The 25483-nt window shown below is 70.7% G+C and carries 31 protein-coding genes; 17 read left to right on the forward strand and 14 right to left on the reverse strand.

The genetic code is table 11. The features are described from left to right. Positions 1 to 1189: 1189 nt before the first annotated feature. A complete protein-coding gene (locus ASE01_RS09675; RefSeq protein ID WP_056750254.1) occupies positions 1190 to 1627 on the forward strand; it encodes a hypothetical protein in 438 nt (145 codons plus the stop codon). Positions 1628 to 1644: 17 nt separating this feature from the next. Here ASE01_RS09675 and ASE01_RS09680 read toward each other — a convergent pair whose 3' ends face one another. Continuing rightward, a complete protein-coding gene (locus ASE01_RS09680; protein ID WP_056750259.1) occupies positions 1645 to 1857 on the reverse strand; it encodes a hypothetical protein in 213 nt (70 codons plus the stop codon). A 9-nt stretch (positions 1858 to 1866) separates the two neighbouring features. Further along, a complete protein-coding gene (locus ASE01_RS09685; RefSeq protein WP_157537241.1) occupies positions 1867 to 2814 on the reverse strand; it encodes a DUF6461 domain-containing protein in 948 nt (315 codons plus the stop codon). A 138-nt stretch (positions 2815 to 2952) separates the two neighbouring features. On the opposite strand from ASE01_RS09685, the gene ASE01_RS09690 reads away from it, so the two are divergent. The 4 genes from ASE01_RS09690 to ASE01_RS09705 are packed head-to-tail and all read left to right on the forward strand — an operon-like array spanning position 2953 to position 7470. Beyond that, entirely contained in the window at positions 2953 to 3450 is a 498-nt protein-coding gene (locus ASE01_RS09690; protein WP_056750267.1) for a (2Fe-2S)-binding protein, read from the forward strand. Then, complete coding sequence (locus ASE01_RS09695; RefSeq protein ID WP_056750270.1) at positions 3447 to 5903, forward strand: xanthine dehydrogenase family protein molybdopterin-binding subunit; 2457 nt, start codon at positions 3447 to 3449, stop codon at positions 5901 to 5903. Before ASE01_RS09690 ends, ASE01_RS09695 begins: the two co-directional genes overlap by 4 nt. Next, a complete protein-coding gene (locus tag ASE01_RS09700) occupies positions 5900 to 6757 on the forward strand; it encodes an FAD binding domain-containing protein (protein WP_056750272.1) in 858 nt (285 codons plus the stop codon). Before ASE01_RS09695 ends, ASE01_RS09700 begins: the two co-directional genes overlap by 4 nt. Before the next feature lie 2 nt (positions 6758 to 6759). Beyond that, positions 6760 to 7470, forward strand: coding sequence for an SRPBCC family protein (locus ASE01_RS09705; RefSeq protein WP_056750275.1), 711 nt, complete (start codon positions 6760 to 6762; stop codon positions 7468 to 7470). A gap of 19 nt (positions 7471 to 7489) precedes the next feature. Here the strand turns inward: ASE01_RS09705 and ASE01_RS09710 are convergent, their stop codons facing one another. Genes ASE01_RS09710 through ASE01_RS09740 form a run of 7 tightly spaced genes read right to left on the reverse strand, consistent with a single transcriptional unit; the run spans position 7490 to position 13458 of the window. After that, complete coding sequence (locus tag ASE01_RS09710) at positions 7490 to 8203, reverse strand: hypothetical protein (protein WP_056750277.1); 714 nt, start codon at positions 8201 to 8203, stop codon at positions 7490 to 7492. Beyond that, on the reverse strand, positions 8200 to 9138 hold the full coding sequence (locus tag ASE01_RS09715) for a vWA domain-containing protein (RefSeq protein WP_056750278.1): 939 nt from the start codon (positions 9136 to 9138) through the stop codon (positions 8200 to 8202). Before ASE01_RS09715 ends, ASE01_RS09710 begins: the two co-directional genes overlap by 4 nt. Continuing rightward, entirely contained in the window at positions 9135 to 10190 is a 1056-nt protein-coding gene (locus tag ASE01_RS09720; protein WP_056750281.1) for a VWA domain-containing protein, read from the reverse strand. Before ASE01_RS09720 ends, ASE01_RS09715 begins: the two co-directional genes overlap by 4 nt. Then, positions 10181 to 10690: a hypothetical protein gene (locus tag ASE01_RS09725; RefSeq protein ID WP_056750283.1), complete on the reverse strand. Its 510-nt coding sequence runs from the start codon at positions 10688 to 10690 to the stop codon at positions 10181 to 10183. The genes ASE01_RS09720 and ASE01_RS09725 overlap by 10 nt, the downstream gene beginning before the upstream one ends. Further along, the gene (locus tag ASE01_RS09730) at positions 10674 to 11579 is read right to left on the reverse strand and encodes a DUF58 domain-containing protein (RefSeq protein WP_082605972.1); all 906 of its coding nucleotides are present in this window, start codon (positions 11577 to 11579) and stop codon (positions 10674 to 10676) included. The genes ASE01_RS09725 and ASE01_RS09730 overlap by 17 nt, the downstream gene beginning before the upstream one ends. After that, positions 11576 to 12604, reverse strand: coding sequence for an AAA family ATPase (locus ASE01_RS09735; protein WP_056750286.1), 1029 nt, complete (start codon positions 12602 to 12604; stop codon positions 11576 to 11578). The genes ASE01_RS09730 and ASE01_RS09735 overlap by 4 nt, the downstream gene beginning before the upstream one ends. A gap of 29 nt (positions 12605 to 12633) precedes the next feature. Then, positions 12634 to 13458 (reverse strand): RDD family protein, encoded by an 825-nt coding sequence (locus ASE01_RS09740; RefSeq protein WP_056752073.1) that lies wholly within the window; start codon positions 13456 to 13458, stop codon positions 12634 to 12636. A gap of 36 nt (positions 13459 to 13494) precedes the next feature. Between ASE01_RS09740 and ASE01_RS09745 the strand changes: the two genes are divergently transcribed. After that, on the forward strand, positions 13495 to 14499 hold the full coding sequence (locus ASE01_RS09745) for a stage II sporulation protein M (RefSeq protein WP_056752076.1): 1005 nt from the start codon (positions 13495 to 13497) through the stop codon (positions 14497 to 14499). Positions 14500 to 14503: 4 nt separating this feature from the next. Here the strand turns inward: ASE01_RS09745 and ASE01_RS09750 are convergent, their stop codons facing one another. The 5 genes from ASE01_RS09750 to ASE01_RS09770 are packed head-to-tail and all read right to left on the reverse strand — an operon-like array spanning position 14504 to position 19739. After that, the gene (locus tag ASE01_RS09750; protein ID WP_056750289.1) at positions 14504 to 15835 is read right to left on the reverse strand and encodes a DUF58 domain-containing protein; all 1332 of its coding nucleotides are present in this window, start codon (positions 15833 to 15835) and stop codon (positions 14504 to 14506) included. Positions 15836 to 15851: 16 nt separating this feature from the next. After that, the gene (locus ASE01_RS09755; protein ID WP_056750291.1) at positions 15852 to 16844 is read right to left on the reverse strand and encodes an AAA family ATPase; all 993 of its coding nucleotides are present in this window, start codon (positions 16842 to 16844) and stop codon (positions 15852 to 15854) included. Next, positions 16841 to 17995 carry a DUF4350 domain-containing protein gene (locus tag ASE01_RS09760; protein ID WP_056750294.1) on the reverse strand — a complete coding sequence of 385 codons (1155 nt, stop codon included), beginning with the start codon at positions 17993 to 17995 and terminating at the stop codon, positions 16841 to 16843. Before ASE01_RS09760 ends, ASE01_RS09755 begins: the two co-directional genes overlap by 4 nt. After that, entirely contained in the window at positions 17992 to 18624 is a 633-nt protein-coding gene (locus ASE01_RS09765; RefSeq protein ID WP_056750297.1) for a DUF4129 domain-containing protein, read from the reverse strand. The genes ASE01_RS09760 and ASE01_RS09765 overlap by 4 nt, the downstream gene beginning before the upstream one ends. After that, positions 18624 to 19739, reverse strand: coding sequence for a hypothetical protein (locus ASE01_RS09770; protein ID WP_056750301.1), 1116 nt, complete (start codon positions 19737 to 19739; stop codon positions 18624 to 18626). The genes ASE01_RS09765 and ASE01_RS09770 overlap by 1 nt, the downstream gene beginning before the upstream one ends. A 444-nt stretch (positions 19740 to 20183) precedes the next feature. Here ASE01_RS09770 and rpsJ point away from each other — a divergent pair, with 444 nt between their 5' ends. The 11 genes from rpsJ to rpsQ are packed head-to-tail and all read left to right on the forward strand — an operon-like array spanning position 20184 to position 25445. After that, positions 20184 to 20492, forward strand: a complete 309-nt coding sequence (rpsJ, locus tag ASE01_RS09775; protein WP_007078637.1) for a 30S ribosomal protein S10 — start codon at positions 20184 to 20186, stop codon at positions 20490 to 20492. 10 nt (positions 20493 to 20502) lie between these two features. Further along, a complete protein-coding gene (rplC, locus tag ASE01_RS09780; RefSeq protein ID WP_056750303.1) occupies positions 20503 to 21153 on the forward strand; it encodes a 50S ribosomal protein L3 in 651 nt (216 codons plus the stop codon). Between the two features lie 5 nt (positions 21154 to 21158). Next, a complete protein-coding gene (gene rplD / locus ASE01_RS09785; RefSeq protein WP_056750307.1) occupies positions 21159 to 21818 on the forward strand; it encodes a 50S ribosomal protein L4 in 660 nt (219 codons plus the stop codon). Beyond that, positions 21815 to 22117 (forward strand): 50S ribosomal protein L23, encoded by a 303-nt coding sequence (gene rplW, locus ASE01_RS09790; RefSeq protein WP_056750310.1) that lies wholly within the window; start codon positions 21815 to 21817, stop codon positions 22115 to 22117. Before rplD ends, rplW begins: the two co-directional genes overlap by 4 nt. Beyond that, a complete protein-coding gene (gene rplB / locus ASE01_RS09795; protein ID WP_056750315.1) occupies positions 22117 to 22953 on the forward strand; it encodes a 50S ribosomal protein L2 in 837 nt (278 codons plus the stop codon). The genes rplW and rplB overlap by 1 nt, the downstream gene beginning before the upstream one ends. A gap of 12 nt (positions 22954 to 22965) precedes the next feature. Next, complete coding sequence (gene rpsS / locus ASE01_RS09800; protein WP_056750322.1) at positions 22966 to 23247, forward strand: 30S ribosomal protein S19; 282 nt, start codon at positions 22966 to 22968, stop codon at positions 23245 to 23247. Continuing rightward, positions 23244 to 23663 carry a 50S ribosomal protein L22 gene (gene rplV, locus ASE01_RS09805; protein ID WP_056750327.1) on the forward strand — a complete coding sequence of 140 codons (420 nt, stop codon included), beginning with the start codon at positions 23244 to 23246 and terminating at the stop codon, positions 23661 to 23663. Before rpsS ends, rplV begins: the two co-directional genes overlap by 4 nt. After that, the gene (rpsC, locus tag ASE01_RS09810) at positions 23663 to 24496 is read left to right on the forward strand and encodes a 30S ribosomal protein S3 (protein WP_056750330.1); all 834 of its coding nucleotides are present in this window, start codon (positions 23663 to 23665) and stop codon (positions 24494 to 24496) included. Before rplV ends, rpsC begins: the two co-directional genes overlap by 1 nt. Positions 24497 to 24499: 3 nt before the next feature. Next, positions 24500 to 24919: a 50S ribosomal protein L16 gene (gene rplP, locus ASE01_RS09815; RefSeq protein ID WP_056750333.1), complete on the forward strand. Its 420-nt coding sequence runs from the start codon at positions 24500 to 24502 to the stop codon at positions 24917 to 24919. Beyond that, on the forward strand, positions 24919 to 25158 hold the full coding sequence (rpmC, locus tag ASE01_RS09820) for a 50S ribosomal protein L29 (RefSeq protein ID WP_056750336.1): 240 nt from the start codon (positions 24919 to 24921) through the stop codon (positions 25156 to 25158). Before rplP ends, rpmC begins: the two co-directional genes overlap by 1 nt. Further along, on the forward strand, positions 25158 to 25445 hold the full coding sequence (gene rpsQ, locus ASE01_RS09825) for a 30S ribosomal protein S17 (protein WP_056750340.1): 288 nt from the start codon (positions 25158 to 25160) through the stop codon (positions 25443 to 25445). The genes rpmC and rpsQ overlap by 1 nt, the downstream gene beginning before the upstream one ends. Positions 25446 to 25483 lie beyond the last annotated feature (38 nt).

The following is a 25483-nucleotide window of genomic DNA, read 5'->3' on the forward strand; positions in this document are numbered from 1 at the left end:
GCGCAGCTCGACCGACTCATCACCGAAGCGATCATCCGGTTCGACCCCGAACGAGCCGAGGCCGAGCACAAGAAAGCCCAGGAGCACCGGTTCTGCGAAGTCTCCGACGTTGACGAGCACGGCAACGCGCTCATCACCGCCGTGGTCGACGTTGCCGACGGTCACGACTTCAACGCTGCTGTCGCACGCGAAGCAGAAGTACGGGGCCGGCTCGGTGATGAGGGCTCCCTCGACGCCCGACGAGCGCAAGCAGTCGGTGCGATCGCGCGTCGTGACCTGGCCCTGGACCTGCTGACCACCGACGAGGACACCGGTGAGGTCACCGTCCGCTCCGCCGGTCGCAAGGTCGTGATNTGACCACCGACGAGGACACCGGTGAGGTCACCGTCCGCTCCGCCGGTCGCAAGGTCGTGATGGACCTCCACATCACCGACGGCACGCTGCGAGGTGAGAACCCGGTCGGCAGGTGGGGCGACAAGCCCGTCACCACCGCACAGATCAAGCAGTGGCTCCGCTCACGGGAGACCACCTCGATCGTCGTCCGCCCGGTGATCAACCTGGCGGACTGCATCCCGGTGGACTCCTACGAGATCCCCGACCGGCACAAGCACCGGGTCCGCTCACGGCGTCACACGTGCAGCTTCCCCAACTGCACCACCCCCGCAGTGAAGTGCGACATCGACCACGAGATCCCACATGCCGAGGGCGGACCGACGTGTCCGTGCAATCTCCACCCGCTCTGCAGACGACATCACCGCGCCAAGACCTTCAGCGAGTGGCGCTACCTGAGCCTCACACCCGGGCACTTCCTCTGGACCAGCCCCCACGGCAGGCTCTTCCTCGTCGGACCCGGCGGCACCAGAGCACTCGACCCACCCCGATCACGCGAGCCCTGACAACCGCTGCACCCCGCCGAGTGAGCACCATCGGCGGGGGACAGGCACGCNCACCGCGCCAAGACCTTCAGCGAGTGGCGCTACCTGAGCCTCACACCCGGGCACTTCCTCTGGACCAGCCCCCACGGCAGGCTCTTCCTCGTCGGACCCGGCGGCACCAGAGCCCTCGACCCACCCCGGTCATCCGAGCTCGGGCCCGGCTCCTGACTCCACCACCCCGAACCCCGTCCGTCGACCTGCACGGACGGGGTAAAGGGCGTGCAGCGGCCGTGTCATCCGTCGATGATGAGTTCATGGCCACCAGTGATCAGCTCGCGCCGCTCTGGGTGTCGACCATTCCCACCTACGGCCGGGTGCTCGCCGTGCTGGTCGACGGCGAGTACGCCGCGGTGCTCGACGACATGAACGGTGACGGGCGCGAGGTCGAGCTCGGCGTGCACAAGTGGGAGGCCGGGCGTTGGAAGCACTGGGGAGGCCAGGATGACGTCGACCTTCCCTTTGCGGACGGGCCGCCGCACCACGGCTGGGGCGGGGAAGTCTGCTGGGTCATCGGACGAACTCGCGCAGGGGGACGAGTTGAGGTCGAGTGGTTCGGTGAGCAGTCGGTCGTGGTTGCCGACGCCGAGGGGTGGTGGCTGGCTGTCCTCCCGGTGGAGCACGTCGAGGGCGAGCTCGATGAGTGGACAGGTCAGCGGCGGATGATCGTGCCGCACGTGCGGACACTCGCCTGACGGTGGCCAGGTCGCGATCAGGTCGAGCGGACCACCCAGCGTCGTAGGTGGACGACCAGGCCGACGACCCCGGTCGCGATGACCAGCCCTCCCAGGGCCCAGACGGTGATCGTCGCTGCGCCGGGCTCGCCGGGGTCCTCGGCGGTGAACGTCCGGAGCAACCAGATCCCGACCATGATCTCGGCGAAGGAGCCGAACGGGCCGAACGGCCGGAAGCGCAGCCGAGTCATCAGTCGCTCTCAGTCCTTCATCAAGTACGCCGGATGCGCCGACTCGAGCCACTCCTGCGTGACGTGCATGTCCGTCAGTCGCTCCAGCAACGTCCATGACGCGGGGCCGGTGTCCTCCTCCAGATCCAGTCCCATCTCCTCGGGCAGCGCTCGCGACGGCAGGTGGTCGTAGGCCAGGAACGGATCGAAGCTGCGCACGATCTTCCCGTCGCGGGCGACGAGGACATGGTCGTCGCCATTCACGGTGTTGCCGTACGACGCCGCGAGACCGTTCCGGCTCAACGCACGAACATGGAGGTCAGGCAGGTACCCGTAGGTGAACAGGACAACACCGTCCTCATGCTCGGCCACGACCACGCGGTCGAAGTCGTCCTCCGAGGGTGCTCCGCGCGCCGGATCGAGGATGCGCACCGCTTCGTCCGTGGTCAGGCCGGGGACGAACACCACCTGATAGCCCGACGAGTAGCGGCCGTCGGTGGCCACCCAGCTGTAGGCGCGTCCGGGATCGCGGGCAAGCTCGGCATTGACGTAGGACAGCTCATCGGGGCCGAGCTCCCAGCGAGCCGTGCCGATCTCGACGTACGCCGGCGACTGACAGTGTCTGAGTTCTGTGCCGTCGGCATCGAGGGGGAACAGGATCTCGACGCTTCGGCCTCCGGAGCCCTCGACCGCGTCATCGGTGGAGAGCGCCCGTCCGGGTTCGCCTGCCTGCGCGCAGCGCAGTTCTGGTGCATCGAGCGGCAACTCCGCGTCGGTGCGGTTGTCGTGATTGACCATCACGTTCAGCCATGCTCGCTCGCCGTCACCGCCGATGGATTCCATGGACACACTGATCACGAGCCCGTCGGCGACGACCTGTTCCTCTCCCATCGCAGCGGGCGCAGCCGAGGACGGCGACGAGGACGGCGCCTCCTGGTCACCGCAACCGGTGAGCAGTGCTGCTGCGCCGACGAGCAACGGGTGCACCACGCACCGAGACCACTCCATGATGGTGAACCGTAGGCGGGATCGGGCCGCGCCGTGGCCGCAACCGTCGACCAACCTTCCCTCCCTAGCGTGAGCCAGGTCACAGGTTCCAGCGCTCAAGGGAGAGTCATGGCCCGGATCAACCTCACCGTCGATGGTCAGCAGGTTGCTGACGACGTCGAACCCCGCACACTGCTCGTCCAGTACCTGCGAGAGCAGCTCGGCAAGACCGGAACGGTCATCGGTTGCGACACCAGCAACTGTGGTGCCTGCACGGTCCACCTCAACGGTCGCAGCGTGAAGTCCTGCAACGTCCTGGCCGTCCAGGTCGACGGCGCGGAGGTCACCACGATCGAGGGGCTGGCTGCCGAGGACGGCACCCTGCACCCGGTGCAGGAGTCCTTCCGTGAGTGCCACGGCCTCCAGTGCGGCTTCTGCACGCCCGGGATGATCATGCAGACCGTCGACCTGCTGGCCGAGAACCCCAGCCCGTCCGAGGAGGCGATCCGGCTCGGCCTCGAGGGCAACCTCTGCCGCTGCACGGGCTACCACAACATCGTGCGGGCAGTTCAGCACGCCGCTGGTACGACGACGGAGACGTCCTCCGAGGCAGGTGCATCCGCATGACCGCGACCCAGGAACCCACCCGGCAGGCTGAGATCGGCCGCGATCGCCGGCGCAAGGAGGACCAGCGGCTGATCACCGGCCGGACCCGCTGGACCGACAACATCACGCTCCCGGGGATGCTGCACCTCGCGATGGTGCGCAGCCCCTATGCCCACGCCCGGATCACCGGCATCGAGACGAGTGCGGCCAAGGCCAGCACCAATGTCGTGGCGGTCCTGACCGGCGCTGACCTCGGCGAGGGCCAGGGCGCCTGCATCAATGCCTGGCCGGTGACCACCGACCAGGTCACGCCAGCGCACCTGCCGATGCCGACGGACCGGGTCGCCTTCGCCGGCGAGACGGTCGCGGTGGTGGTCGCCCGCAGTGCCGCGGAGGCGCGTGATGCGGCCGAGCTCGTCGAGGTCGACTACGAGGAGCTGCCCGCAGCCCTGGACCTGAAGGAGGCCGCCGCCGCGCACGAGAACGGCGGCGTGATCGCGCACCCCGACCTGGGCACCAACGTCAGCGCCGTGTGGCGCTTCGACTCGGCCGAGGCCGGCACCGGCGGCGACGTCGAGGCCGCGATCACCGAGGCCCGTGCCGGCGGCATCCTGATCGAGCGGGAGTACCGCCAGCAGCGGTTGATCCCGGCGTTCATGGAGCCGCGCAGCGTCGTGGTCGACCCGACCGGTGAACAGATCACCGTGTGGTCGGCCACCCAGATCCCGCACATCCTGCGGTTCGCGCTGGCGGCCACGACGGGGGTGCCGGAGTCCAAGATCCGGGTGATCGCCCCCGACGTGGGTGGCGGCTTCGGCGGCAAGCTCCAGCAGACGCCGGAGGAGATGATCGCGTTCGCGGTCGCCCGCCGGCTCGGCAAGCCGGTGAAGTTCACCGAGACCCGGAGCGAGTCGCTGCTGACCGCGCACCACGGCCGCGACCAGTGGCAGCGACTCACCCTCGCCGCCACCAGCGACGGCCGGGTGACCGGTCTCAAGGTCGACCTGCTCGCCGACCTCGGCGCCTACGTCGCCATCGTCGGCGGGGGCGTCCCGGTGCTCGGGGCCTTCATGTTCAACGCGATCTACAAGTTCCCGGCGTACCAGTTCCAGACCACCAACGTGCTCACCAACAAGACCTGGACCGACGCCTACCGAGGCGCCGGCCGACCCGAGGCGACCTACGCCATCGAGCGGTTGATGGACGAGCTCGCGGCCGAGGTCGGGGTGGACCCGCTGGAGATCCGGGAGAAGAACTGGATCACCCACGAGGAGTTCCCCTTCACCACGGTGGCCGGTCTGGAGTACGACTCCGGCAACTACGAGGCCGCGACCGCGCGGGCCAAGGAGATGTTCGGGTACGACGCGCTCCGGGCCGAGCAGGCCGAGCGGCGGGCGGCCGGTGACCGGGTGCAGCTCGGGCTCGGTGTCTCGACGTTCACCGAGATGTGCGGCCTCGCGCCCTCGCGGGTGCTCGGCTCGCTCAACTACGGGGCCGGCGGCTGGGAGCACGCCGAGGTGCGGATGCTCGCGACCGGCAAGGTGGAGGTCATCACCGGTGCCTCCGCCCACGGGCAGGGTCACGAGACGGCCTTCAGCCAGATCGTCGCGGACCGGCTCGGCGTCCCGTTCGAGGACGTCGAGGTGCTGCACGGCGACACCCAGATCTCCCACAAGGGCCTGGACACCTACGGGTCCCGCAGCCTGGTCGTCGGCGGTGAGGCCCTGGTGCGGGCCGTGGACAAGGTCATCGAGAAGGCCCGGCCGATCGCGGCCCACCTGCTCGAGGCCTCCGCCGACGACCTCGAGTTCAAGCACGGCCAGTTCTCCGTCAAGGGGACCGACGCCGCGATGGCGATCACCGAGATCGCCACCGCCGTCTTCGCCGCCCACAACCTGCCCGACGGGGTGGAGCCGTCGATCGACTCCGAGGCGACCTACGACCCGGTGAACTTCAACTACCCCCACGGCACGCACCTGTGCGCGGTGGAGGTCGACACCGAGACTGGTCAGATCAAGCTGCGCAAGTACGTCTGCTGCGACGACATCGGGGTCGTCATCAATCCGCTGATCGTCGCCGGGCAGGTGCACGGCGGACTCGTCCAGGGCATCGCGCAGGCGCTGTGGGAGGAGGCGGTGTACGACGAGAACGGCACCTTGGTGAGTGGGTCGTTCGTCGACTACCTGCTGCCCACGGCCGCCGACACGATCAGCTTCGAGATCGACCACACCACCTCACCCGCCACCACCAACTCGCTGGGCACCAAGGGCGTCGGGGAGGCCGGCACCATCGCCTCCACCCCGGCCGTCGTCAATGCCGTGGTCGACGCGGTCCGCCACCTCGGCGTCAACGACATCACCATGCCCTGCACACCGGAACGGGTCTGGCGGGCCATCAACGACGGCTCCTCGGGTGGCGAGACACCGGAGGCAGCGATGCCCCACTTCGACTCCGCGGAAGGAGATGTCCAGTGATTCCCGCAGCCTTCGAGTACGTCGCCCCGACCACCGTCGAGGAGGCACTGGCCGCCCTCGCCGAGCACGGTGACGAGGCCAAGATCATCGCCGGCGGGCAGAGCCTGCTGCCGGTGCTCCGGATGCGTCTCAACGCCCCCGAGTGGGTGATCGACCTCGGTCGGATCGAGAGCCTGCGTGGTGTGCGTGACGGCGGTGACCACCTGGTCATCGGCGCCATGACCACCCACCACGACGTCGGTCAGGACCCACTCGTCCACGAGCACGCCCTGCTCGTCTCCAAGGCGATCACCCATCTCGCCGACGCCCAGGTGCGGCACCGCGGCACCTTCGGCGGGTCCCTGGCCCACGCCGACCCCGGTGGCGATCTGGGGGCACCAGCGCTGGCACTCGGCTCGACCTTCGTGGTCCAGGGACCGGGCGGCACCCGTGAGGTCGCCGCCGGCGACTTCTTCGTCGACCTCTTCGAGACGGCGATCTCCGACGACGAGATCCTGGTCGAGGTGCGGGTGCCCAAGCACGACGGGTGGGTGGCGTCGTACGAGAAGTTCGTCCGGATCGCCCACCAGTGGCCGATCGTGGCGGTGGCGGCGACCCTGCGGATGGAGGGCGACACCATCGCCGAGGCCCGGATCGGGCTGACCAACATGGGCTCGACCCCGCTGCGCGCGAGCGCCGCGGAGCAGGCACTGGTGGGCCAGCCGGCCACCGAGGAGGGGGTGGCCGCCGCAGCCGCGCTGGTCGTCGAGGGGACCAACCCGCCCACCGACCTCAACGGCACCGCGGAGTACCGCCGTCACGTCGCGACCGTCTTCACCCGGCGCGCGGTCCTGGCAGCAGCGGGCAGGGGCTGAGCGTGGACCTGACCCACACCTTCTCGGTGCCGACCTCGCTGGACGACACCTGGGCCCACTTCCAGGACATCGGCGCACTCGCTGAGTGCTTCCCGGGGGCCCAGGTGACGGCCGTGGGGGAGGACGCGGAGGGGGCGCCGACGTTCGAGGGCACCTGCAAGGTCAAGCTCGGGCCGATCGCCCTGGTCTACGCCGGGGCGGGCAGCTTCGTCGAACGCGACGAGGCTGCGCACCGGTTCGTCGTGGACGCGAAGGGCCGGGACAAGCGGGGCAACGGCACCGCCGGCGCCAAGGTCACCGTCTCCATGGGATCGGCCGGCGACGCGACGCTCGTCGAGGTGGTCACCGACCTGGCCATCACCGGCAAGCCGGCCCAGTTCGGGCGCGGCGTGATGCAGGACGTGTCCGACAAGCTGCTCGGACAGTTCGTCACCTGCCTCGAGCAGCGCCTCGCCGCGGACACCGCACCCGTCGCGGACGCGCCGGCGGACCCGGTCGAGACCACACCGACCGAGCCGGGCGAGTCGGCCGCGGCACCGGCCGCGGCGCCCCGCCCGGCGCCGGTCGCGTCGCCCGCCGCCCAGGCCGACGACGCACTGGACCTCGGCTCAGCGGTCCTGCCCGTGCTGCTCAAGAGCTATGGCAAGAAGGCCGCGATCGCGCTGGTCGCGCTGCTCGGCGTCGTGAAGGTGGTGCGTCGACTTCGGCGCTGACCATCGGCGCTGACGGGCCTCACCAGGAGTCGGGGCGGGTGTAGTCCTGGTCCTCGTAGAGGTCCTGCTCCCCGCCGCGTCGCTCCTCGCCCCGCTCGTTGTTGCGCTCGAGCCGCTCGCGGCGCGGGTCCTGCTCGCCCTCGTCCTGCTCACCCGGGTCCTGCGGCTGCTCCTGGGGTTGCTCCTGCGGTTGCTGCTGCTCGCTCTGCTCGATCTTCGAGCGCAGCCGCTCGTCGACCGCGCCTGCGTCCTCGGACTGCGCCTGGCCCCGGCCGGCATCGGTCGGGCACTCGCCCGCCGCCAGCACGTCGATCCCGGCCTGCCAGGACTCGATCGCACCCTCGGCGTCCTGACGCTCCTGGCGTTCGTCGCCGATCGCCTCGTGGACCAGCGACAGGTTGATCCGGACCGTGCACTCCTCCCGGTCGGGTACGACGTCCAGGGAGTCCTCGTAGGAAGCGATCGCCTCGTCGTACAAGCCCTCCGCGTGGTGCGCGGCGCCCTCGTCGAACGGCGCGATCCACCGCTCGAACAGGTTGAGGGAACGGGTGTCGAAGAAGTCGGCGGCAGCGCCGTCGTAGTCGCCGCGTTCGAAGGCATCACGGCCGGACGCGTTGTCCTGCAGGAGCAGCGTCACCTTGAGGCCGAACGCGAGCACGAGCAGCGCCGGCAGCACGCCCGCCACCATCAGGACCAGTCGGAGCCGGCTGCGGGACCGGGGTCGGATGCTCATGACTCGTCCTCCCCGCTCCGGGCGCCGGCAGGCAGGAGCGCGTCCTGCGAGCGCCACAGGGCGCGCCACCCGGCCCGCAGCTCCAGCAGGACCAGGCCGAGCAGGACCAGCCCGAACAACCAGGTCAGCTCGTGCGCCGCGGGACGGCCTGCGCCGCGCTCGCCGTCGACGTACGACGTGCCGAAGGAGTCGACGACCTCGTCGATCCCGCCCGGGGCGCTCCGCTGCAGGAACCGGACGTCGAGCTGGTCGGCGATCTCCTCGAGGTTGTCGGGGTCGGCGCGGGAGACGGCGGTGCCGCCGGTGTCGGGGTCCTCGACGTAGCCGAGGTCGTCGTCGAGGTCGTCCGAGGCGGGCATCGAGGCGCCCTCGGTGGTGCCGTAGCCCAGGACCGCCCCACCGACGACGAGGTCGGCGACCTCGGAGAAGGACTGGTCGCCGTCGGCGGAGGTGGTGTCCTCGCCGTCACCCACGACGACGATGATCCGGCGCCGCTCGGGACGTTGCTCCGCGGCGCGTTCCAGGACCGCGACTGCTTCGGTGACAGCGCGGGTCGCGCTCGAGCCATCGCCCTCGTTGGGCCGTTCGAGGTCGATGGTCTCCACCGCGGTGCCGAAGGCGGCGACGTCGGTGGTGAACGGCAGCGTCAGCCGGGCCTCCGCGCCGAAGGTCAGCAGCGCGAACCGGGCGCCGGGCAGCTCCGCGGAGAGCTCGTCGAGGTCGGCCTGCACGCCGGTGATCCGGGGCTGGCGGCCGTCGTGGTCCAGGGCGGCCATCGATCGGGTGCGGTCGAGCACGACGAGGACGTCGACGTCGGCGAGCTGGGTCGCGACGTCGGCCTGGCCGATGCCCGGTCGCAGGAGCACGATGACGAACGCGACAGCGATGCCGATCCGGCGTGCGACGAGGAGGGTCCAGGACCGCGTCGGGCTCATGGCGAGTCCTCCTCTCGGCGATCCCGGAGTGCCAGCACACCCTGGCCGGCCCAGATCAGGGACATGGCGCCGAGGCCGATGCCGGTCACGATCGTGCCGAGCCGGGGCCGGTCGAGGACCTGGACCAGCGGCGGCCGGTCGATCTCCTTGGCCTCCAGCTCGCCGATGGCCTCGATGACGGTCGCCGCACTGCCGTCCTCGCCGAGGAGCGAGAAGGTGCCTCCGGTCTGCTGCACGGCGTCCTCGAACTCCCGCGCGGCGCTCGGCCGGTCGGCGGTCATCGGGGCCGCGATGCCGTGCACCACGACGTCCTCGTCGCTGGCGAAGTCTGCCGCCGCCGACAGGTCGAAGATGCCCTCGCCGATCGGCTCGTTGTCCGAGGCGAGCACGATCGCCCGGCTGCGGTCCTCGTCGCGTCGGTCGAAGCGCTGCACGCACGACGCGAGTCCGTCGCCGAGCTGCGACTGGACCTCCCAGTCGATGACGGTGCCGGCCGTGAAGTGCGCGTAGGCGTCGCTGTAGATGCCGCCCGCACCGAAGGCGGTCTCGGCCTCGCTGAGCTGGTCGAGGACGAAGTCGTAGTCGTCGGTCAGCGGGAACACCGTGATCGCGACACCGCTCCAGATGGTCAGGCCCACCCGCTCGCCCTGCAGCCCGGTGACGATCCGGCGGAACTCGGAGAGCACCTGCGCGTCGACCTCGGCCATCGACCCGGACGCGTCCAGGCACAGCACGATGTCGCGGGTGCGGTCGTTCTGCTCCATCGTCTGGCGTTCCTCGACCCGGCCGGCGAGCACGATCGCGCCGGCGCAGGCCACGAGCGCCGCGGCCGACAGGCAGGCACCGATCGCCACCTGGCGCCGCACGAGTGCCTGGTAGCGGGGCAGGGCCCGCAGGCGTGCCGCGTGGGCGACGTACGACGCCCCGGCGGTCGTACGTCGTCCGGGGGACCGGGCCCACCACACGAGGAGGGCGATGACGGCGAGCACCAGGACCGGCAGCAGCCACGGCCACCGGAACCCGGTCTCCCCACCGTTCCAGGTCAGGTCCACGAGCCCACCAGCCTCCGCGCGCGCTGCACCGCGTCCTCGAAGGTCGGCGCCGCGTCGACGTCGGGCGCGAACTCGGGCGGGTACATCAGCTCGATCGCCTCGACGAGCTCCTGCGGCGCCCGGTCACGGAAGTCGGCCAGCGCCATGGTGCGGGCCGGGAGCGTGGTGACGGTGGCGACCCAGGACCGGACGATCTCGCTCAGCTGCTGGTGGCCGCCGCGTGCGCTCGTCCGGCCGTCCTGCACCCGGGCGACGAGCTCGTCGATCCGGGCGAGGTGCTCCGCACGCGCGTCCGGTACGTCGACCGGGGGTCCTGCGACGATCCGGACCCGGCGCGGCCGGGTGAACCACCACGAGGCCAGGTAGTAGAGGACGACCAGGACGAGCAGCGCGACGGCGATCCACAGCCACCGGTCGTCGTAGGCGACGGGCCCGGTGAACTCCTCCGGCATGCCGGGGACCTCGCCATCGAGGCCCTCGGCATCAGCGGCGCCGCGCATGCCGGTGCCTCTCCAACAGCCGGTGGACGGCAGTGATCGCGGAGTCGGTGTCGCGGACCCGCTCGTGCACCACGCCGAGCTGGTCGAGGCGACGCTGCAGCTGCTGCACCTCCTCGCCGACCAGGACGGCGAGCTCGCGGCGCAGGGCCTTGTCGTGGCGCAACCAGCCGGGCACCTCGGCGCTCGTGTCGACGTCGACCAGGCGCCGGTCGGCGACGGCGGGCTGGGTGGGGTCGATGTCGCCGATGGTCAGGAAGAGGACCTCGTGCTGGACGGTGAGGCGACGCAGCAGGTCGGCGCTCGCGGCGGAGATCGACGTCTCGTCGGAGATGACCACCAGGATGGTGCGGCGGCGGACCGTGCGCACGACGTGGCGCAGCAGTCCGGCGAGGTCCGCGGCAGGCCCCTCAGGGGTGATGGCCTCGTGGGCGGCCATCAGCAGCCGCTCGAGGTGGACCTCGCCACCCTTCGCCGGAGTGGCGTGGTGGCGCTCGGCGTCGCCGTGGACGAGGCTGACCAGGTCGCCGTGCTGCACGGCCAGCAGTCCCATCACGCCGGCCACGAAGACGGCGAGGTCCCGCTTGGAGACCGACGCGTCGTTCATCGCCGCCATGCTCCGCCCGGTGGAGATGCACAGCTGCACGGTGTGCTTGCGCTCTGCGACGTAACGACGGACCAGGACCTGGCGGCTGCGCGCGGACGCCTTCCAGTCGATGTCCTTCACGTCGTCACCGCGGACGTACTCCCGCAGGTCGTTGAAGTCGATGCCGCGCCCCACGTGGATCGCGGCGTAGTCGCCCTCCAGGAGGCCGCGGACCTTGCGGTGGGCGTGGATCGACAGGCGCGACTTGATCCTCGCCAGGTGGGCCGTCCGCGCGGGGTGGGTCATGGCGTCGGGACCGCCCGGAACACGGCGTCGATCACCGTCTCCGGGCGCACCCGGTCGGCCAGCGCCTCGAAGCTGAGGTGGATCCGGTGGCGCAGGACGCTGTGCCGCAGCTCGCGGACGTCCTCGGGGATGACGTAGTGACGGCCCTGGACCACGGCCATCGCTCGCGCGGCCTGGAAGAAGGCGATCGAGCCACGGGGGCTCGCGCCGATCTCGACGTAGTTGCCCAGCTCGGGGCCGAGGACCTCGCCGACGTTGCGGGTGGCCCGCACGAGGGAGACGACGTAACGGCGGATCGCCGGGTCGACGTACACACGTCGGACCAGGTCCTGGAGCTCGGCGACCTCGGCGGTGCTCGCGACGGCGTCGATGCCGGTCATGTGCTGGCCGAGCGTGCCGTCGTCGATCCGCTCGAGCACCATCAGCTCGTCGTCCTCGCCGGGGTAGTCGACGATCTCCTTGAGCAGGAAGCGGTCCATCTGCGCGTGCGGGAGGACGTAGGTGCCCTCCTCCTCGATCGGGTTCTGCGTCGCGAGCACCATGAAGGGGTCGGGCAACGGGTGGATCGTCCCGGCGATCGAGGTCTGCCGCTCCTGCATCGCCTCCAGCAGCGCGGACTGCGTCTTGGCGCTCGCGCGGTTGATCTCGTCGAGGAGCACGAAGTTCGCATGCACCGGACCGAGCTGGGTCTCGAACTCGTGGTTGCGGGGGTCGTAGACCTGGGTGCCGATGATGTCGCTGGGCAGCAGGTCGGGCGTGCACTGGATCCGCGCGAACCGGGCGTCGATCGCCTGCGCCAGTGTCGCGGACGCGAGCGTCTTGGCCAGGCCGGGCACGCTCTCGAGGAGCACGTGCCCCTCGGCGAGCAACGTCACCAGGAGAGCGGTGCGGACGCGGTGCTGGCCGACCACGCGGCTCGAGAAGGCCTCGGAGATCCGGCTGATCGAGTCCGTCGCCCGCTCGAGTTCATCGGCCGTCAGGGGGCCGTCGGAGTCGGCGGGCGCGCGGCGCACGGTGGCGGTCATGGCGCCAACCTACCCAGCGCTCGGCAACCTCACCCTCGTGCGAGCAGACGGTTTCTCAGGGCGTCGTCGCGACGCAGCCGGGCCAGGTCGCGTTCCCGGCGTTCGGCGACGATCGCAGCGAGGACGAGCTCCGGCGGTGCCCCTGCCGGAGGCGGCGGCGCGACGTGCGGGAGCACGTCCGCGAGCAGGGCCTGGCCGACCCGCTCGCGCGACACCGGGTCGAGGGTGGGGAGCCGACCGAGGAACTGGCGTACGGCGAGCGCAGTCCCGGTCGGCAGCGCCGCGAGGTCCGTACGCCGTGCCCAGGCGTGCAGCTGGGGAGGCATGGTCGGCGGCATCGGGAGTCGCAGCGGGACACGGTCGCGCACGACGTAGGTTCCTGCGGCGTAGTCGCCCAGTCGCTTGCCCCGCGAGCTCAGCATGATCGAGAAGAAGGCGGGCGCACCGCTGAGGGCGTAGATCTCGACGAAGCCGATCAGGGCCCGTACCAGTGCGTGGTGGAAGCTGATCGGCCCGCCGTCGTCGCGCACGGTGCGCAGGCCCAGCGCGATCTTGCCGACCGAGCGTCCGCGGCTCAGCGTCTCGACCGTCGCCGGGATGGCGAGGAAGGTCAGGATCGAGGCGAGCACGGTCGCGGCGAGGAACAGTGCCTCGTCGCCGAAGGGGATCGTGGCGATCGCCAGGACGATGTAGAGCACCACGAACGAGATGATCGTGACCAGGACGTCCAGGATGCCGCTGGCCAGCCGCAGTCCGAGCGAGGCGGCGGGCAGGTCGAGCGCGACCCCCTCCCCGGTGACGAGGTCATCGGAGGTGACGGTCGCGAAGTCGGAAGGACGCACGGGCTGGGACATCGGGAGCAGCCTACGGTGGTCCCGTACCCTGACGGCGTGCCGCGCCTCGACCTCGATGCCTACGTGGCCGCCCATTCCTACTCGTGGGCGCGCCTCGAGCAGCTCGTGCGCCAGCGGCGGCGCAGCGGCGCGGAGTCCGACGAGCTGGTCGACCGCTACCAGCAGGTCGCGACCCACCTGTCCGTGGTGCGGACCTCGGCGCCCGACGGCGAGCTGGTCGCCTACCTCTCCTCGCTGCTGGGCCGGGCCCGGATCGCGATGCTCACCGCCCGGGTCCCCAGCTGGCGCGGGGTGCTGCACTTCTTCACCGACCGGTTCCCGGCCGCGCTCTACCGGATGCGGTACTGGTGGCTCGGCTGCCTGGCGGGCAACGTCGTCGCGATCGCGATCATGATGATCTGGCTCGCGCGCCACCCCGAGGTCGAGCAGAACATGGTCTCGCCGCAGGAGATCGACCAGCTGGTCAACAACGACTTCGAGAGCTACTACAGCGAGAACGCCGCCGGTGCCTTCGCCACCCGCGTGTGGCTCAACAACACGTGGGTCTCGGCGCTCTGCATCGCGCTCGGGATCCTCGGTGCGCCGGTGATCTGGCTGCTTTTCCAGAACGTCGCCAACCTCGCGATCGTCGGCTCGATCATGGTGCGCCACGACCGCGGCGAGCTGTTCTGGGGCCTGATCATCCCGCACGGCCTGCTCGAGCTCACCTGCGTCTTCGTCGCCGGCGGCGTCGGCCTCCGCATGTTCTGGTCGTGGATCGAACCAGGTCAGCTCAGTCGCGCCGCAGCACTCGCACGGGCCGGCCGCACAGCGGTCACCGTCGCCCTCGGCCTCGGCGTGGTGCTGCTGATCAGCGGCATCGTCGAGGCGTTCGTGACGCCCTCACCCCTGCCCACCTGGGCGCGCATCGCCATCGGCATCCTGGCCGAGGTCGCCTTCCTGGCCTACGTGTTCGTGCTCGGCCGGGCCGCGGTGGCCCGCGGCGCGACCGGCGACATCGGCGCCGAGCTCCTCGAGGACCGGGTCGCGACCCAGGCCTGAGGGTCTACAGCAGTCCCTGCGCCTTCAGGTGCAGGTAGTGGTCGGCCAGGGCCGGCGGCAGCTGGGCCGCATCGGCGTCGACGACGTCGACACCCAGGCCGGCCAGCACCTCGCGCATCCGCGAACGGCGCTCCAGCTCGTGCTGGGCCGCTGCGGCGTCGTACACGTCATCGGCGGTGGGTCGTGCCACCGAACCGAGGTCGCTGAGGCGGCCCAGCTCGGGGTCGCGCACCGAGGCGAGCACCACCCGGTGGTGCCGGGTCAGGGTCGGCAGGACCGGGAGCAGTCCGTCGGCGATCGCGGACGGCTCGAGCGCCGTCAGCAGGACGACGAGGGCTCGCTGGCGGCCCAGCCCCTGGACCGCGCCGGCCAGGGCGTCCCAGTCCGCCTCGACGAGCACGGGGTCGAGGTCGGCCATCTGCTCCTGCAGGCGGGCGGCGACGTCGCGCACGCCGTGGACCCGCTGGCGGGCCCGGACCCGGCGGTCGCCGGCGAGGAAGTCGATGCGGTCCCCGGCGCGCGACGCGAGCGCCCCGAGCAGCAGGGCGGCGTCCATGGCGGCGTCGAGGCGCGGCATGCCGTCGGCCGCGTCCTCACCGACGGCGCGGGCCACCCGGCCGGCCGAGGTGCGGGAGGTGTCGAGGACGATCACCACCCGGCGGTCGCGCTCGGGCTGCCAGGTGCGCACCACCACGTGCGCGGTGCGGGCCGACGCGCGCCAGTCGATGGAGCGGACGTCGTCGCCGCGGACGTACTCCCGCAGTGAGTCGAACTCGGTGCCCTGCCCGCGGACCCGGACCGCCGCGCGGCCGTCGAGGTCGCGCAGCCTCGCCAGCCGGGAGGGCAGGTGCTTGCGGGACTCGAACGGTGGCAGCGCGCGCACGGTGCCCGGGACGTCGTACGTCCGCTGGAGGCCGGCCAGTCCGAGCGGTCCCCACGAGCGGACCGTCACGCCGGCGGCGTGCAGGTCGCCGCGTCGACGGGGGAGCAGGGGAGTCGTCAGGCGGCGCTGCTCCCCGGCGGGGAGCCGGAGCCGGTGCCGGTTGGCGGTGGCACCTGCCGAGGGCTGCCATGCGTCGCGGACCTGGACCCGGACGCCGCGGGTGCCCTCGTTGGCGACGAGCAGGCTCGCGGTCGCGGGGTCACCGAGGCGGACCGTGCCCGGCTCGCGACGGCTGGTCCGCAGGGTGGCCGGACGCGGGGTCAGCAGCAGGTCGGCGCCGATGACCAGGACGACGCCGAGCAGCCAGAGCAGCACCGTGCCCGGTTGCGGGCGCAGCACCACCGCTGCGAGCCCCAGCAGGAGCAGCAGTGGAACGCGACCGGAGATGACCATCGGGGACCGGGCGGTGTCAGCGGGGGACGGGGACGGAGGCGATGGCCGAGGCCAGCACCTGGGCCACGTCGACGCCCTCGAGCTCGGCCTCGGGCCGCAGCCCGAGCCGGTGGACCAGCGCGGCCTGGGCCAATGCCTTGACGTCGTCGGGGGTCACGAAGTCCCGGCCGGACAGCCAGGCCCACGCGCGGGCGGCCCGCAGCAGTGCGGTGGCACCACGCGGACTGACGCCGAGCGAGAGACTGGGGGACTGTCGCGTCGCGCGGGCGATGTCGACGATGTACGCCGCCACCTCGGGCGCGACCTGGACCCGCTTGACCGCCGCCTGCCCGGCCTCGAGGTCGGCGCCGCTCGCCACGGCCCGGACACCGGCGCCCGCGACGTCGCGCGGGTCGAACCCGGACGCGTGGCGGGACAGGATGGTGACCTCGTCCTCGCGCGGCGGGATCGGCAGGACCACCTTGAGCAGGAACCGGTCCAGCTGCGCCTCGGGCAGCGGGTAGGTCCCCTCGAACTCGACCGGGTTCTGCGTGGCGGCGACGAGGAACGGGCGCGGCAGCGGGCGGGTCACGCCATCGGCGGACACCTGCCCCTCCTCCATGGCCTCGAGCAGCGCGGACTGCGTCTTCGGGGGCGTCCGGTTGATCTCGTCGGCCAGCAGGAGGTTGGTGAAGATCGGGCCCTCCCGGAAGCTGAGCTCTCCGGCGCGGGTCCCGTCGATCACGAGCGAGCCGGTGATGTCGCCCGGCATGAGGTCCGGCGTGAACTGCACGCGCCGGGTCTCGACCGAGAGGCTCGCGGCGAGGGTACGCACGAGCAGGGTCTTGGCGGTGCCGGGGACCCCCTCCATCAGCACGTGGCCGCCGCAGAGCAGGGCGACGATCAGTCCGGAGACAGCGGCGTCCTGGCCGACGACGGCCTTCGCGACCTCCTGTCGTACGGCGAGCAGCCGCTCGCGCAGCTCCCTGTCGTCGGGCGTCTTGCTCCAGTCGATCTGGTCGGTGGTCATCCTCGTCGTACCTCTCTCCTGAGTCGGGCGAGCTCCTCGGCGAGCCGGACCAGGTCCTGGTCGCTCGCCGGTGGGCGGTGGTCGTTGAGCAGGGTGTCGAGCGGCTCGGCGGCGACCCCCAGGTGGCGGGCGGCGGCCTCGACGACGGCGGCCGGCTCGGCGCGGCGGTCGAGCCGCAGCCGGGCTGCGAGGTCGTTGCGTGCGGCACGGCGCAGGGAGCGCGCGACGTGCTCGCGGTCCCCGCTGCGGCGATACATCCGGCCGCGGCTCCGGGCGGTCTCGACGGCACGTACGACGACCGGGAGCGGCTCGGTCGACAGCGGGCCCAGCCGGCGGGCACGCCACAGCACGAGCGCGACGAGCGCGAGGGCCGTGAGCCACAGGCCCGGGCCGATCCAGCGGGGCAGCAGGGAGGAGATGGCCACGGCCTCGTCGGCCTCGGCGTCGGTGGGGTCCGGGACGTACCACACGAGGCGATCGGTGCCGCCCGCGAGCCGCAGCGCGATCGCGGCGTTGTCGGCGCGGGTGACCTGGTCGTTGCCGAGGGCGTCGCCGGCCCCGAAGAGCACCAGGTTCTCGCCGCTCACCTCGGCGAGGGCGCTGCCGCCCGATGCCGCGAAGCAGGCGGCGCCGTCGAGCGGTCCGCCCGCACCGTCGTCGCTGAGGACGGTCAGCTGGTCGACCTCGAGGCGCAGCCCGTCGAGCCCGTCGAACCCGTCGAGCCCCGGGCTCCCGGTGCACTCGGCGTCGAGCGCGTCGGGGAACACGGTGATCGCCTGCAGGTCCTTGTTGATCTCGCGGACGAGGGCGTAGGCGGGGTCGACCAGCACGATCCGGCCCGCCGTCGCACTGTTGCGCATCCGCTCCAGGGTGCTGGGGGACAGACCATCGGTCGCCGTCACGAGGACCGTCGTGCGGTCGTCGATCGCCGTCTCGTCGAACACCTCGGCCGAGCGGACGACCTCGACGTCGACGCCCTCGTCCTCCAGCACCTCGGCGAGCGCCTGCGCGCCCTCCGGACCGGGATTGCGGGGGTCCAGGGGGGTGGGGTACCGCTCGGAACCGTTCGTCGTCCACACCGCCACCCCGAGGGCGAGGAGCAGCGCGATCCCGATCAGCAGCCAGCCGCGGACCGGACGGGGTCCACTCATCGGCGCACCGCCCGGCCGGTGAGGAGGTCGTCGAGCTGCAGCAGCTCGACCGCCTGTTCACGGTGGGCCGCCCGCTCGCCGTACAACGTGAGGTCGAAGAGGTCCGCGCCGTGGTGGACCGCGACCGCGTGGGCCGGGAACTCCGCGGCCAGGACCCGGGCCAGCTCGTGTGCGGTGGCCTGCGGCACCTCTTCGATGCGGTGGCGCTCGACCTGACGCACGGCCATCGCGCGGAACGCGTCGACCAGCGCACTCGAGGCGTCCCCGGCGGCGAGGGCGGCCTCGGCGCGGGCCCGCAGCTCGTCGGCGGTGATCACCTCGTCGGTCAGTGCCGGGGTGGCGGTGCCGTCGCCGCGCGCGGTACGACGGGCGCGGGACACGATGAGCATCACCGCCACGGCCAGCAGGACGGCGACGAGCACCGCGATCGCCGCGGTCACCGGCGGCGAGCCGGACGCCCCGTTGATGCTGTCCGAGATCAGCCGGTCCAGCCAGTTCGAGACCCGCTCGAGCAGGTTGGCGTCGTAGTACTTCGGGTCGGCGAGCTCGCGCCGCAGCAGGCCGCGCGCCTCGTCGCCGCTCGGGTCGAGCGGCGGGTCGAGGCGGGGGAGGAGCGCGAGCAGGGACATCAGGACAGGATCCCCGCCTCACGCATCAGCTCGACGTCGAGTGCTTCCTTGCGGATGCGCAGGTCGACGTACTGGATGGAGGCGACGCTGGCGAGGAAGGGGGCGATGAAGGCGTTCTGGATGACCAGTGCGGCGGCCTGGGTCACCACGAGGACGAGGGCGGCGTACTCCGGGAACGCCAAGCCCCCCACCTGGCCGCCGATGGTGACCGGGGCGGCAAGGGTGCCACCCGCAATCTGGCCCATCACGACGGTGAGGAGGCCGATGCCGAAGGTGCGCCAGAACTGCTGCGAGGTCAGGGTCCAGCCGCGCCCGATCGCGCCGAACACCGTGGTGCCCTCGAGCATCAACGCCGGAACGGGCAGGTAGTAGAGCCGGATCCACATCCAGCAGCAGAGGCAGATGAAGGCCGGCACCGTGACCAGCGCCCAGCCGACGACGAGCAGGGCACTGGGGGACACGACGACCACGACCACCCAGAGCAGGACGTAGACGGTGATGAGGACCAGGAACATCAGGTTGATGACGACCGTCAGGCCGATCAACCGCCAGCGCTGTCCCCGGGTGGCGTCCCAGGCCTGGCGCAGGTCGAGGCGTCGTCCCACGGCGGCGGCCCGGGTCACGTGCGCGATCATGCCGGTCACCAGGACCACGCCGACCTGGGAGAGCAGGACCGAGAGCAGGAGCGATCCGTACGCCGCCAGGGCCCCGACCAGCTCGGCAGTGCTGGCGTCGGTGTCGATGTCGCCCGAGGAGCTGACGCCCAGCCCGACCGTGAAGGTCAGCACCGTCGTCAGCAGGACCGGGATCACCATCGCGACGGCGGTCACGAGGACGGCCGCGCCGACGGTCGCCTTCGGGTTGAACCGGATGATGCGGAACGCCCCGTCGTAGATCGCACCCAGGTTGAGCGGGCGCAACGGGAAGGCGCCCGGCTTGTGGGCTGCGCCGAGGGCGAGTCCACGGGAAGGACCTCCCGTGCCGGCGTACGGCGCCCAGGCACCCGGCGGCGGCGCCTGGCCCGGCCCCGGGGAGGCGGCGGCGGGCAGGGGGGAGCGTGACTCCTCCGGTGGGGGCGCACCCGGCGGGGGGAAGTGCTGCGGCCCGTCGGTCATCGCTCTCCTGGGTGGTCGGCCGGCGGTGGGGGTCGGCCCATCCTTGCACCCGGCCCGGCACCGGAGCGTGCACTCGGGACGGACCGCTCTGGATTTGGCGAGCGCCGTGAACAGTGCCAAGATGTTCCGGTTGCCCCGAGAAGAATCGTCGGGGTGCGCACAATCTTGACTACTGAATCGTGTCTCCCACGCGGAGCAGGCGGCCCCCGTTCACGGGTGTCGGCCAGCACCGCGGTGAGCGTGCCCGGTGGTCGACGATGGTCGCACCGTGCCGAGACTCGATGCAGCGAGAACAGCAGCTCCACTTCCCCCGCAAGGGAGACGTGCGTGCCTCCCGGGTTTCATTGGTGGGAAGTGCGACACGCCCGACCTCGGGGGTCGGAGCTGGCCAGGACATTGCGACCCATGCCCGAGTCGTACGACGAGTAAGGACGAGAGAGACCTATGGCGGGACAGAAGATCCGCATCAGGCTCAAGGCCTATGACCACGAGGTGATCGACACCTCGGCGCGCAAGATCGTTGACACGGTCACCCGTACGGGTGCGAAGGTCGCCGGTCCGGTGCCGCTGCCGACGGAGAAGAACGTCTTCTGCGTCATTCGCTCGCCGCACAAGTACAAGGACTCGCGCGAGCACTTCGAGATGCGCACGCACAAGCGCCTCATCGACATCATCGACCCCACGCCGAAGACGGTTGACAGCCTCATGCGTCTCGACCTCCCGGCCGGTGTCGACATCGAGATCAAGCTCTGAGGATCACGAGATGACTTTCGAACGCAACGTGAAGGGTCTGCTGGGCACCAAGCTCGGCATGACCCAGCTGTGGGACGAGAACAACCGCGTCGTCCCGGTGACGGTGGTCGCCGCAGGCACCAACATCATCACGCAGGTCCGCCAGCCCGAGCCGGACGGCTACAACGCCATCCAGATCGGCTTCGGCGAGATCGAGGGCCGCAAGGTCAACAAGCCGCAGGCCGGCCACTTCGCGAAGGCGGGCACCACGCCGCGTCGCCACGTGGTCGAGATCCGCACCGCGGACGCTGCTGACTACACCATCGGCCAGGAGCTGGCCGTCGACACGTTCGAGGCCGGCGAGGCCATCGACGTGACCGGCACCAGCAAGGGCAAGGGCTTCGCCGGTGTCATGAAGCGTCACGGCTTCCACGGCGTCGGCGCCTCGCACGGTGCCCACCGCAACCACCGCAAGCCGGGCTCCATCGGCGCGTGCGCCACGCCCGGTCGTGTCTTCAAGGGCATGCGGATGGCCGGCCGGATGGGTAGCGACACCGTCACCACCCAGAACGTCACCGTCCACGCCGTCGACGTCGAGAAGGGCCTGGTCCTGCTCAAGGGCGCCGTTCCCGGCCCCAAGGGCGGCCTCGTCGTCCTGCGCACGGCAGCGAAGAAGGGCTGATCCAGATGGCCAAGAATGTTTCCGTCGAGTTCCCCGCCGCGATCTTCGACGTGGAGGTCAGCATCCCGCTGATCCACCAGGTCGTCGTCGCGCAGCAGGCCGCTGCTCGCCAGGGCACCCACTCGACCAAGCGTCGCGGCGAGGTCCGCGGTGGCGGTCGCAAGCCCTACAAGCAGAAGGGCACCGGCCGCGCCCGCCAGGGCTCGACCCGTGCGCCGCAGTTCGCCGGTGGTGGCATCGTCCACGGCCCGCAGCCGCGCGACTACAGCCAGCGCACGCCCAAGAAGATGAAGGCCGCCGCCCTGCGCGGAGCCCTCACCGACCGGGCCCGCAACGAGCGCATCCACGTCGTCGACGCCCTGGTCTCCGGTGACAAGCCGTCGACCAAGGCCGCGCTGGCCTCGCTCTTCGAGCTGACCGCGCGCCGCAAGTTCCTCGTCGTGCTCGAGCGCACCGACAGCCAGACCTGGCTCTCGCTGCGCAACGCGCCCGAGGTGCACATCGTCGCCGTCGACCAGCTCAACACCTACGACGTGTTGAACTGCGACGACCTGGTCTTCAGCAAGGCCGCCTTCGACCTGCTCGTGTCCGGCGGTGCGACCGACGTCGCGCCGAAGGCCAAGAAGGTCGTCGTCGAGAAGAAGTCCGAGGAGGGCGACAAGTGAGCACGCTGCACAAGGACCACCGCGACATCCTGATCGCGCCGGTCGTGTCGGAGAAGAGCTACAGCCTCCTCGACAACAACAAGTACACGTTCCTGGTGCGCCCCGACGCCAACAAGACCGAGATCAAGATCGCGGTCGAGAAGGTCTTCGGCGTCAAGGTCACCTCGGTCAACACGATGAACCGGACGGGCAAGGTCCGTCGGACCAAGCACGGTCTGGGCAAGCGCAAGGACACCAAGCGCGCCATCGTCAGCCTGGCCGAGGGTCACCGCATCGACATCTTCGGAGGTCAGGCCTGATGGCGATCCGCAAGTACAAGCCGACCACCCCGGGCCGTCGTGGCTCCTCGGTGGCCGACTTCGCAGAGATCACCCGCACCACGCCGGAGAAGTCTCTGACCCGTCCGCTGCCCAAGAAGGGCGGCCGCAACAACCAGGGCCGGATCACCACCCGGCACCAGGGTGGCGGTCACAAGCGCGCCTACCGGGTCATCGACTTCCGTCGCTACGACAAGGACGGCGTTCCGGCCAAGGTCGCTCACATCGAGTACGACCCGAACCGCACCGCGCGCATCGCGCTGCTGCACTACGCCGACGGCGAGAAGCGCTACATCGTGGCGCCGAAGGACCTCACCCAGGGCACTCGGGTCGAGTCCGGCGTCGGCGCCGACATCAAGCCGGGCAACAACCTGCCGCTGCGCAACATCCCCGTCGGTACGACGATCCACTGCGTGGAGCTTCGTCCCGGTGGCGGTGCCAAGATGGCCCGCTCCGCTGGCAACAGCGCCCAACTGGTCGCCCGTGAGGGAAGCCGCGCCACGCTGCGTCTGCCCTCCGGCGAGATGCGCTTCGTCGACGTTCGCTGCCGCGCCACGATCGGTGAGGTCGGCAACGCCGAGCAGTCCAACATCAACTGGGGCAAGGCCGGCCGCATGCGCTGGAAGGGCAAGCGCCCGACCGTCCGCGGTGTCGTCATGAACCCGGTCGACCACCCGCACGGTGGTGGCGAGGGCAAGACCTCCGGTGGTCGCCACCCGGTCTCGCCGTGGGGCAAGCCCGAGGGCCGTACGCGCAAGCGCAAGGCCAGCGACTCCCAGATCATCCGCCGCCGCAAGTCCGGCAAGAACAAGCGCTGAAGGAACTAGACGATGCCTCGCAGCCTGAAGAAGGGCCCCTTCATCGACGGCCACCTCCTCAAGAAGGTGGACGCCGAGAACGACAAGGGCACTCACAACGTCATCAAGACCTGGTCGCGCCGATCGATGATCATCCCGTCGATGATCGGCCACACGATCGCCGTCCACGACGGACGCAAGCACGTCCCGGTCTTCATCTCCGACTCGATGGTCGGCCACAAGCTCGGTGAGTTCGCTCCGACGCGCACCTACCGCGGCCACGTCAAGGAAGACCGGAAGGGACGCCGTCGATGAGCACCACTGAGCGTCACCGCACCAGCGCCCGTCGCGAGTCGCTCCTGGGCGACGAGCCCGGCGCCTACGCCTCCGCGCGCTTCGTGCGGATCACCCCGATGAAGGCGCGTCGCGTCATCGACCTCGTCCGCGGCATGCCCGTGGAAGAGGCGCTGACCCTGCTGGAGTTCGCTCCGCAGACCGCGTCCGAGACGGTCTACAAGGTGCTGGCCAGCGCCGTCGCGAACGCCGAGACCACGGAGGGTCTGCCCACGGGCGACCTGGTCGTCTCGGTCGCTCGGGTCGACGAGGGTCCGACGATGAAGCGTTGGCGTCCGCGTGCGCAGGGCCGGGCCACCCGGATCAACAAGCGCACCAGCCACATCACCATCGCCGTCCAGCCGGCCGATGTCGTCGCGAAGAAGGGCAAGAAGTAATGGGTCAGAAGATCAACCCGAACGGCTTCCGCCTCGGCATCTCCACCGACCACAAGTCGCGCTGGTACGCCGACAAGCTGTACAAGGCCTACGTCGGCGAGGACGTCGCCATCCGCAAGCTGCTCAGCAAGGGCATGGAGCGGGCCGGCATCTCCAAGGTCGAGATCGAGCGCACCCGTGACCGGGTCCGCGTCGACATCCACACCGCCCGCCCGGGCATCGTCATCGGTCGCCGCGGCGCCGAGGCGGACCGGATCCGTGGCGAGCTGGAGAAGCTCACCGGCAAGCAGGTCCAGCTGAACATCCTCGAGGTCAAGAACCCCGAGATCGACGCCCAGCTCGTCGCCCAGGGAGTTGCCGAGCAGCTCTCCGGTCGCGTGCAGTTCCGTCGCGCGATGAAGAAGGCCATGCAGACCTCGATGCGCTCGGGTGCCAAGGGCATCCGGATCCAGTGCTCGGGTCGTCTCAACGGCGCGGAGATGTCGCGTACCGAGTTCTACCGCGAGGGTCGCGTTCCGCTGCACACGCTGCGTGCCGACATCGACTACGGCTTCTACGAGGCCAAGACGACCTTCGGCCGCATCGGCGTGAAGGTCTGGATCTACAAGGGCGAGGTTGCCGGCACGCGTGCCGAGCGCCAGGCCCAGGCTGCTGCGCGTGCGGGTGTTCCCGGCCGCGGCGGTGCTGGCCGCCCGACCCGTGGTGGCGAGCGCCCGACCCGTGGGTCGCGCGGAGACCGCCCGACCCGCTCCGACCGCACCTCGGACGCTCCCGCTGCGGAGTCCAACCCCGAGGCTGCTGCGGTGGAGCCGACCACCGGAACGGAGTCCTGAACCATGTTGATGCCGCGTCGCGTCAAGCACCGCAAGCAGCACCACCCGAAGCGTCGGGGTGCTGCCAAGGGTGGTACGTCGCTCGCGTTCGGTGACTTCGGTATCCAGGCGATCGAGGGTCACTACGTGACCAACCGCCAGATCGAGTCCGCGCGTATCGCGATGACCCGTCACATCAAGCGTGGTGGAAAGGTGTGGATCAACATCTACCCCGACCGCCCGCTGACCAAGAAGCCTGCCGAGACCCGCATGGGTTCCGGTAAGGGTTCCCCCGAGTGGTGGGTCGCCAACGTCAAGCCCGGTCGCGTCATGTTCGAGCTGTCGGGTGTCCCGGAGGACGTGGCCCGCGAGGCCATGCGCCGTGCGATCCACAAGCTCCCCATGAAGTGCCGTTTCATCACGCGAGAGGCTGGTGAGTTCTGATGGCTGTCAACGTCACGCGTGCCCACGAACTGGACGAGCTCAACGACGTCGACCTCGAGGCCAAGCTGCGCGAGGCCAAGGAGGAGCTGTTCAACCTGCGGTTCCAGGCGGCCACCGGCCAGCTGGAGAGCCACGGCCGGCTCCGCACGGTCAAGAAGGACATCGCCCGGATCTACACCGTGGTGCGTGAGCGCGAGCTCGGCATCCGGACCGCCCCGGGCGCTGAGGAGGAGAACTGATGAGCGAGTCGAACGAGACCGGTGCGCAGTCCGTCGAGCGCCACGCCCGCAAGACCCGTGAGGGTCTGGTCGTGAGCGACAAGATGGACAAGACCGTCGTCGTGTCCGTCGAGGACCGCGTCAAGCACGCCCTGTACGGCAAGGTGCTGCGTCGCAACACGCGGCTCAAGGCCCACGACGAGCAGAACGACTGCGGCGTCGGTGACCGTGTCCTCATCATGGAGACCCGCCCGCTGTCTGCCACCAAGCGCTGGCGCGTGGTGGAGATCCTCGAGCGCGCGAAGTAAATCCGTTCGGCCAGGCTCGACCGCCACATGAGCGGGCG

This window comes from Nocardioides sp. Root190, assembly GCF_001428565.1.
Taxonomy (GTDB): Bacteria; Actinomycetota; Actinomycetes; order Propionibacteriales; family Nocardioidaceae; genus Nocardioides.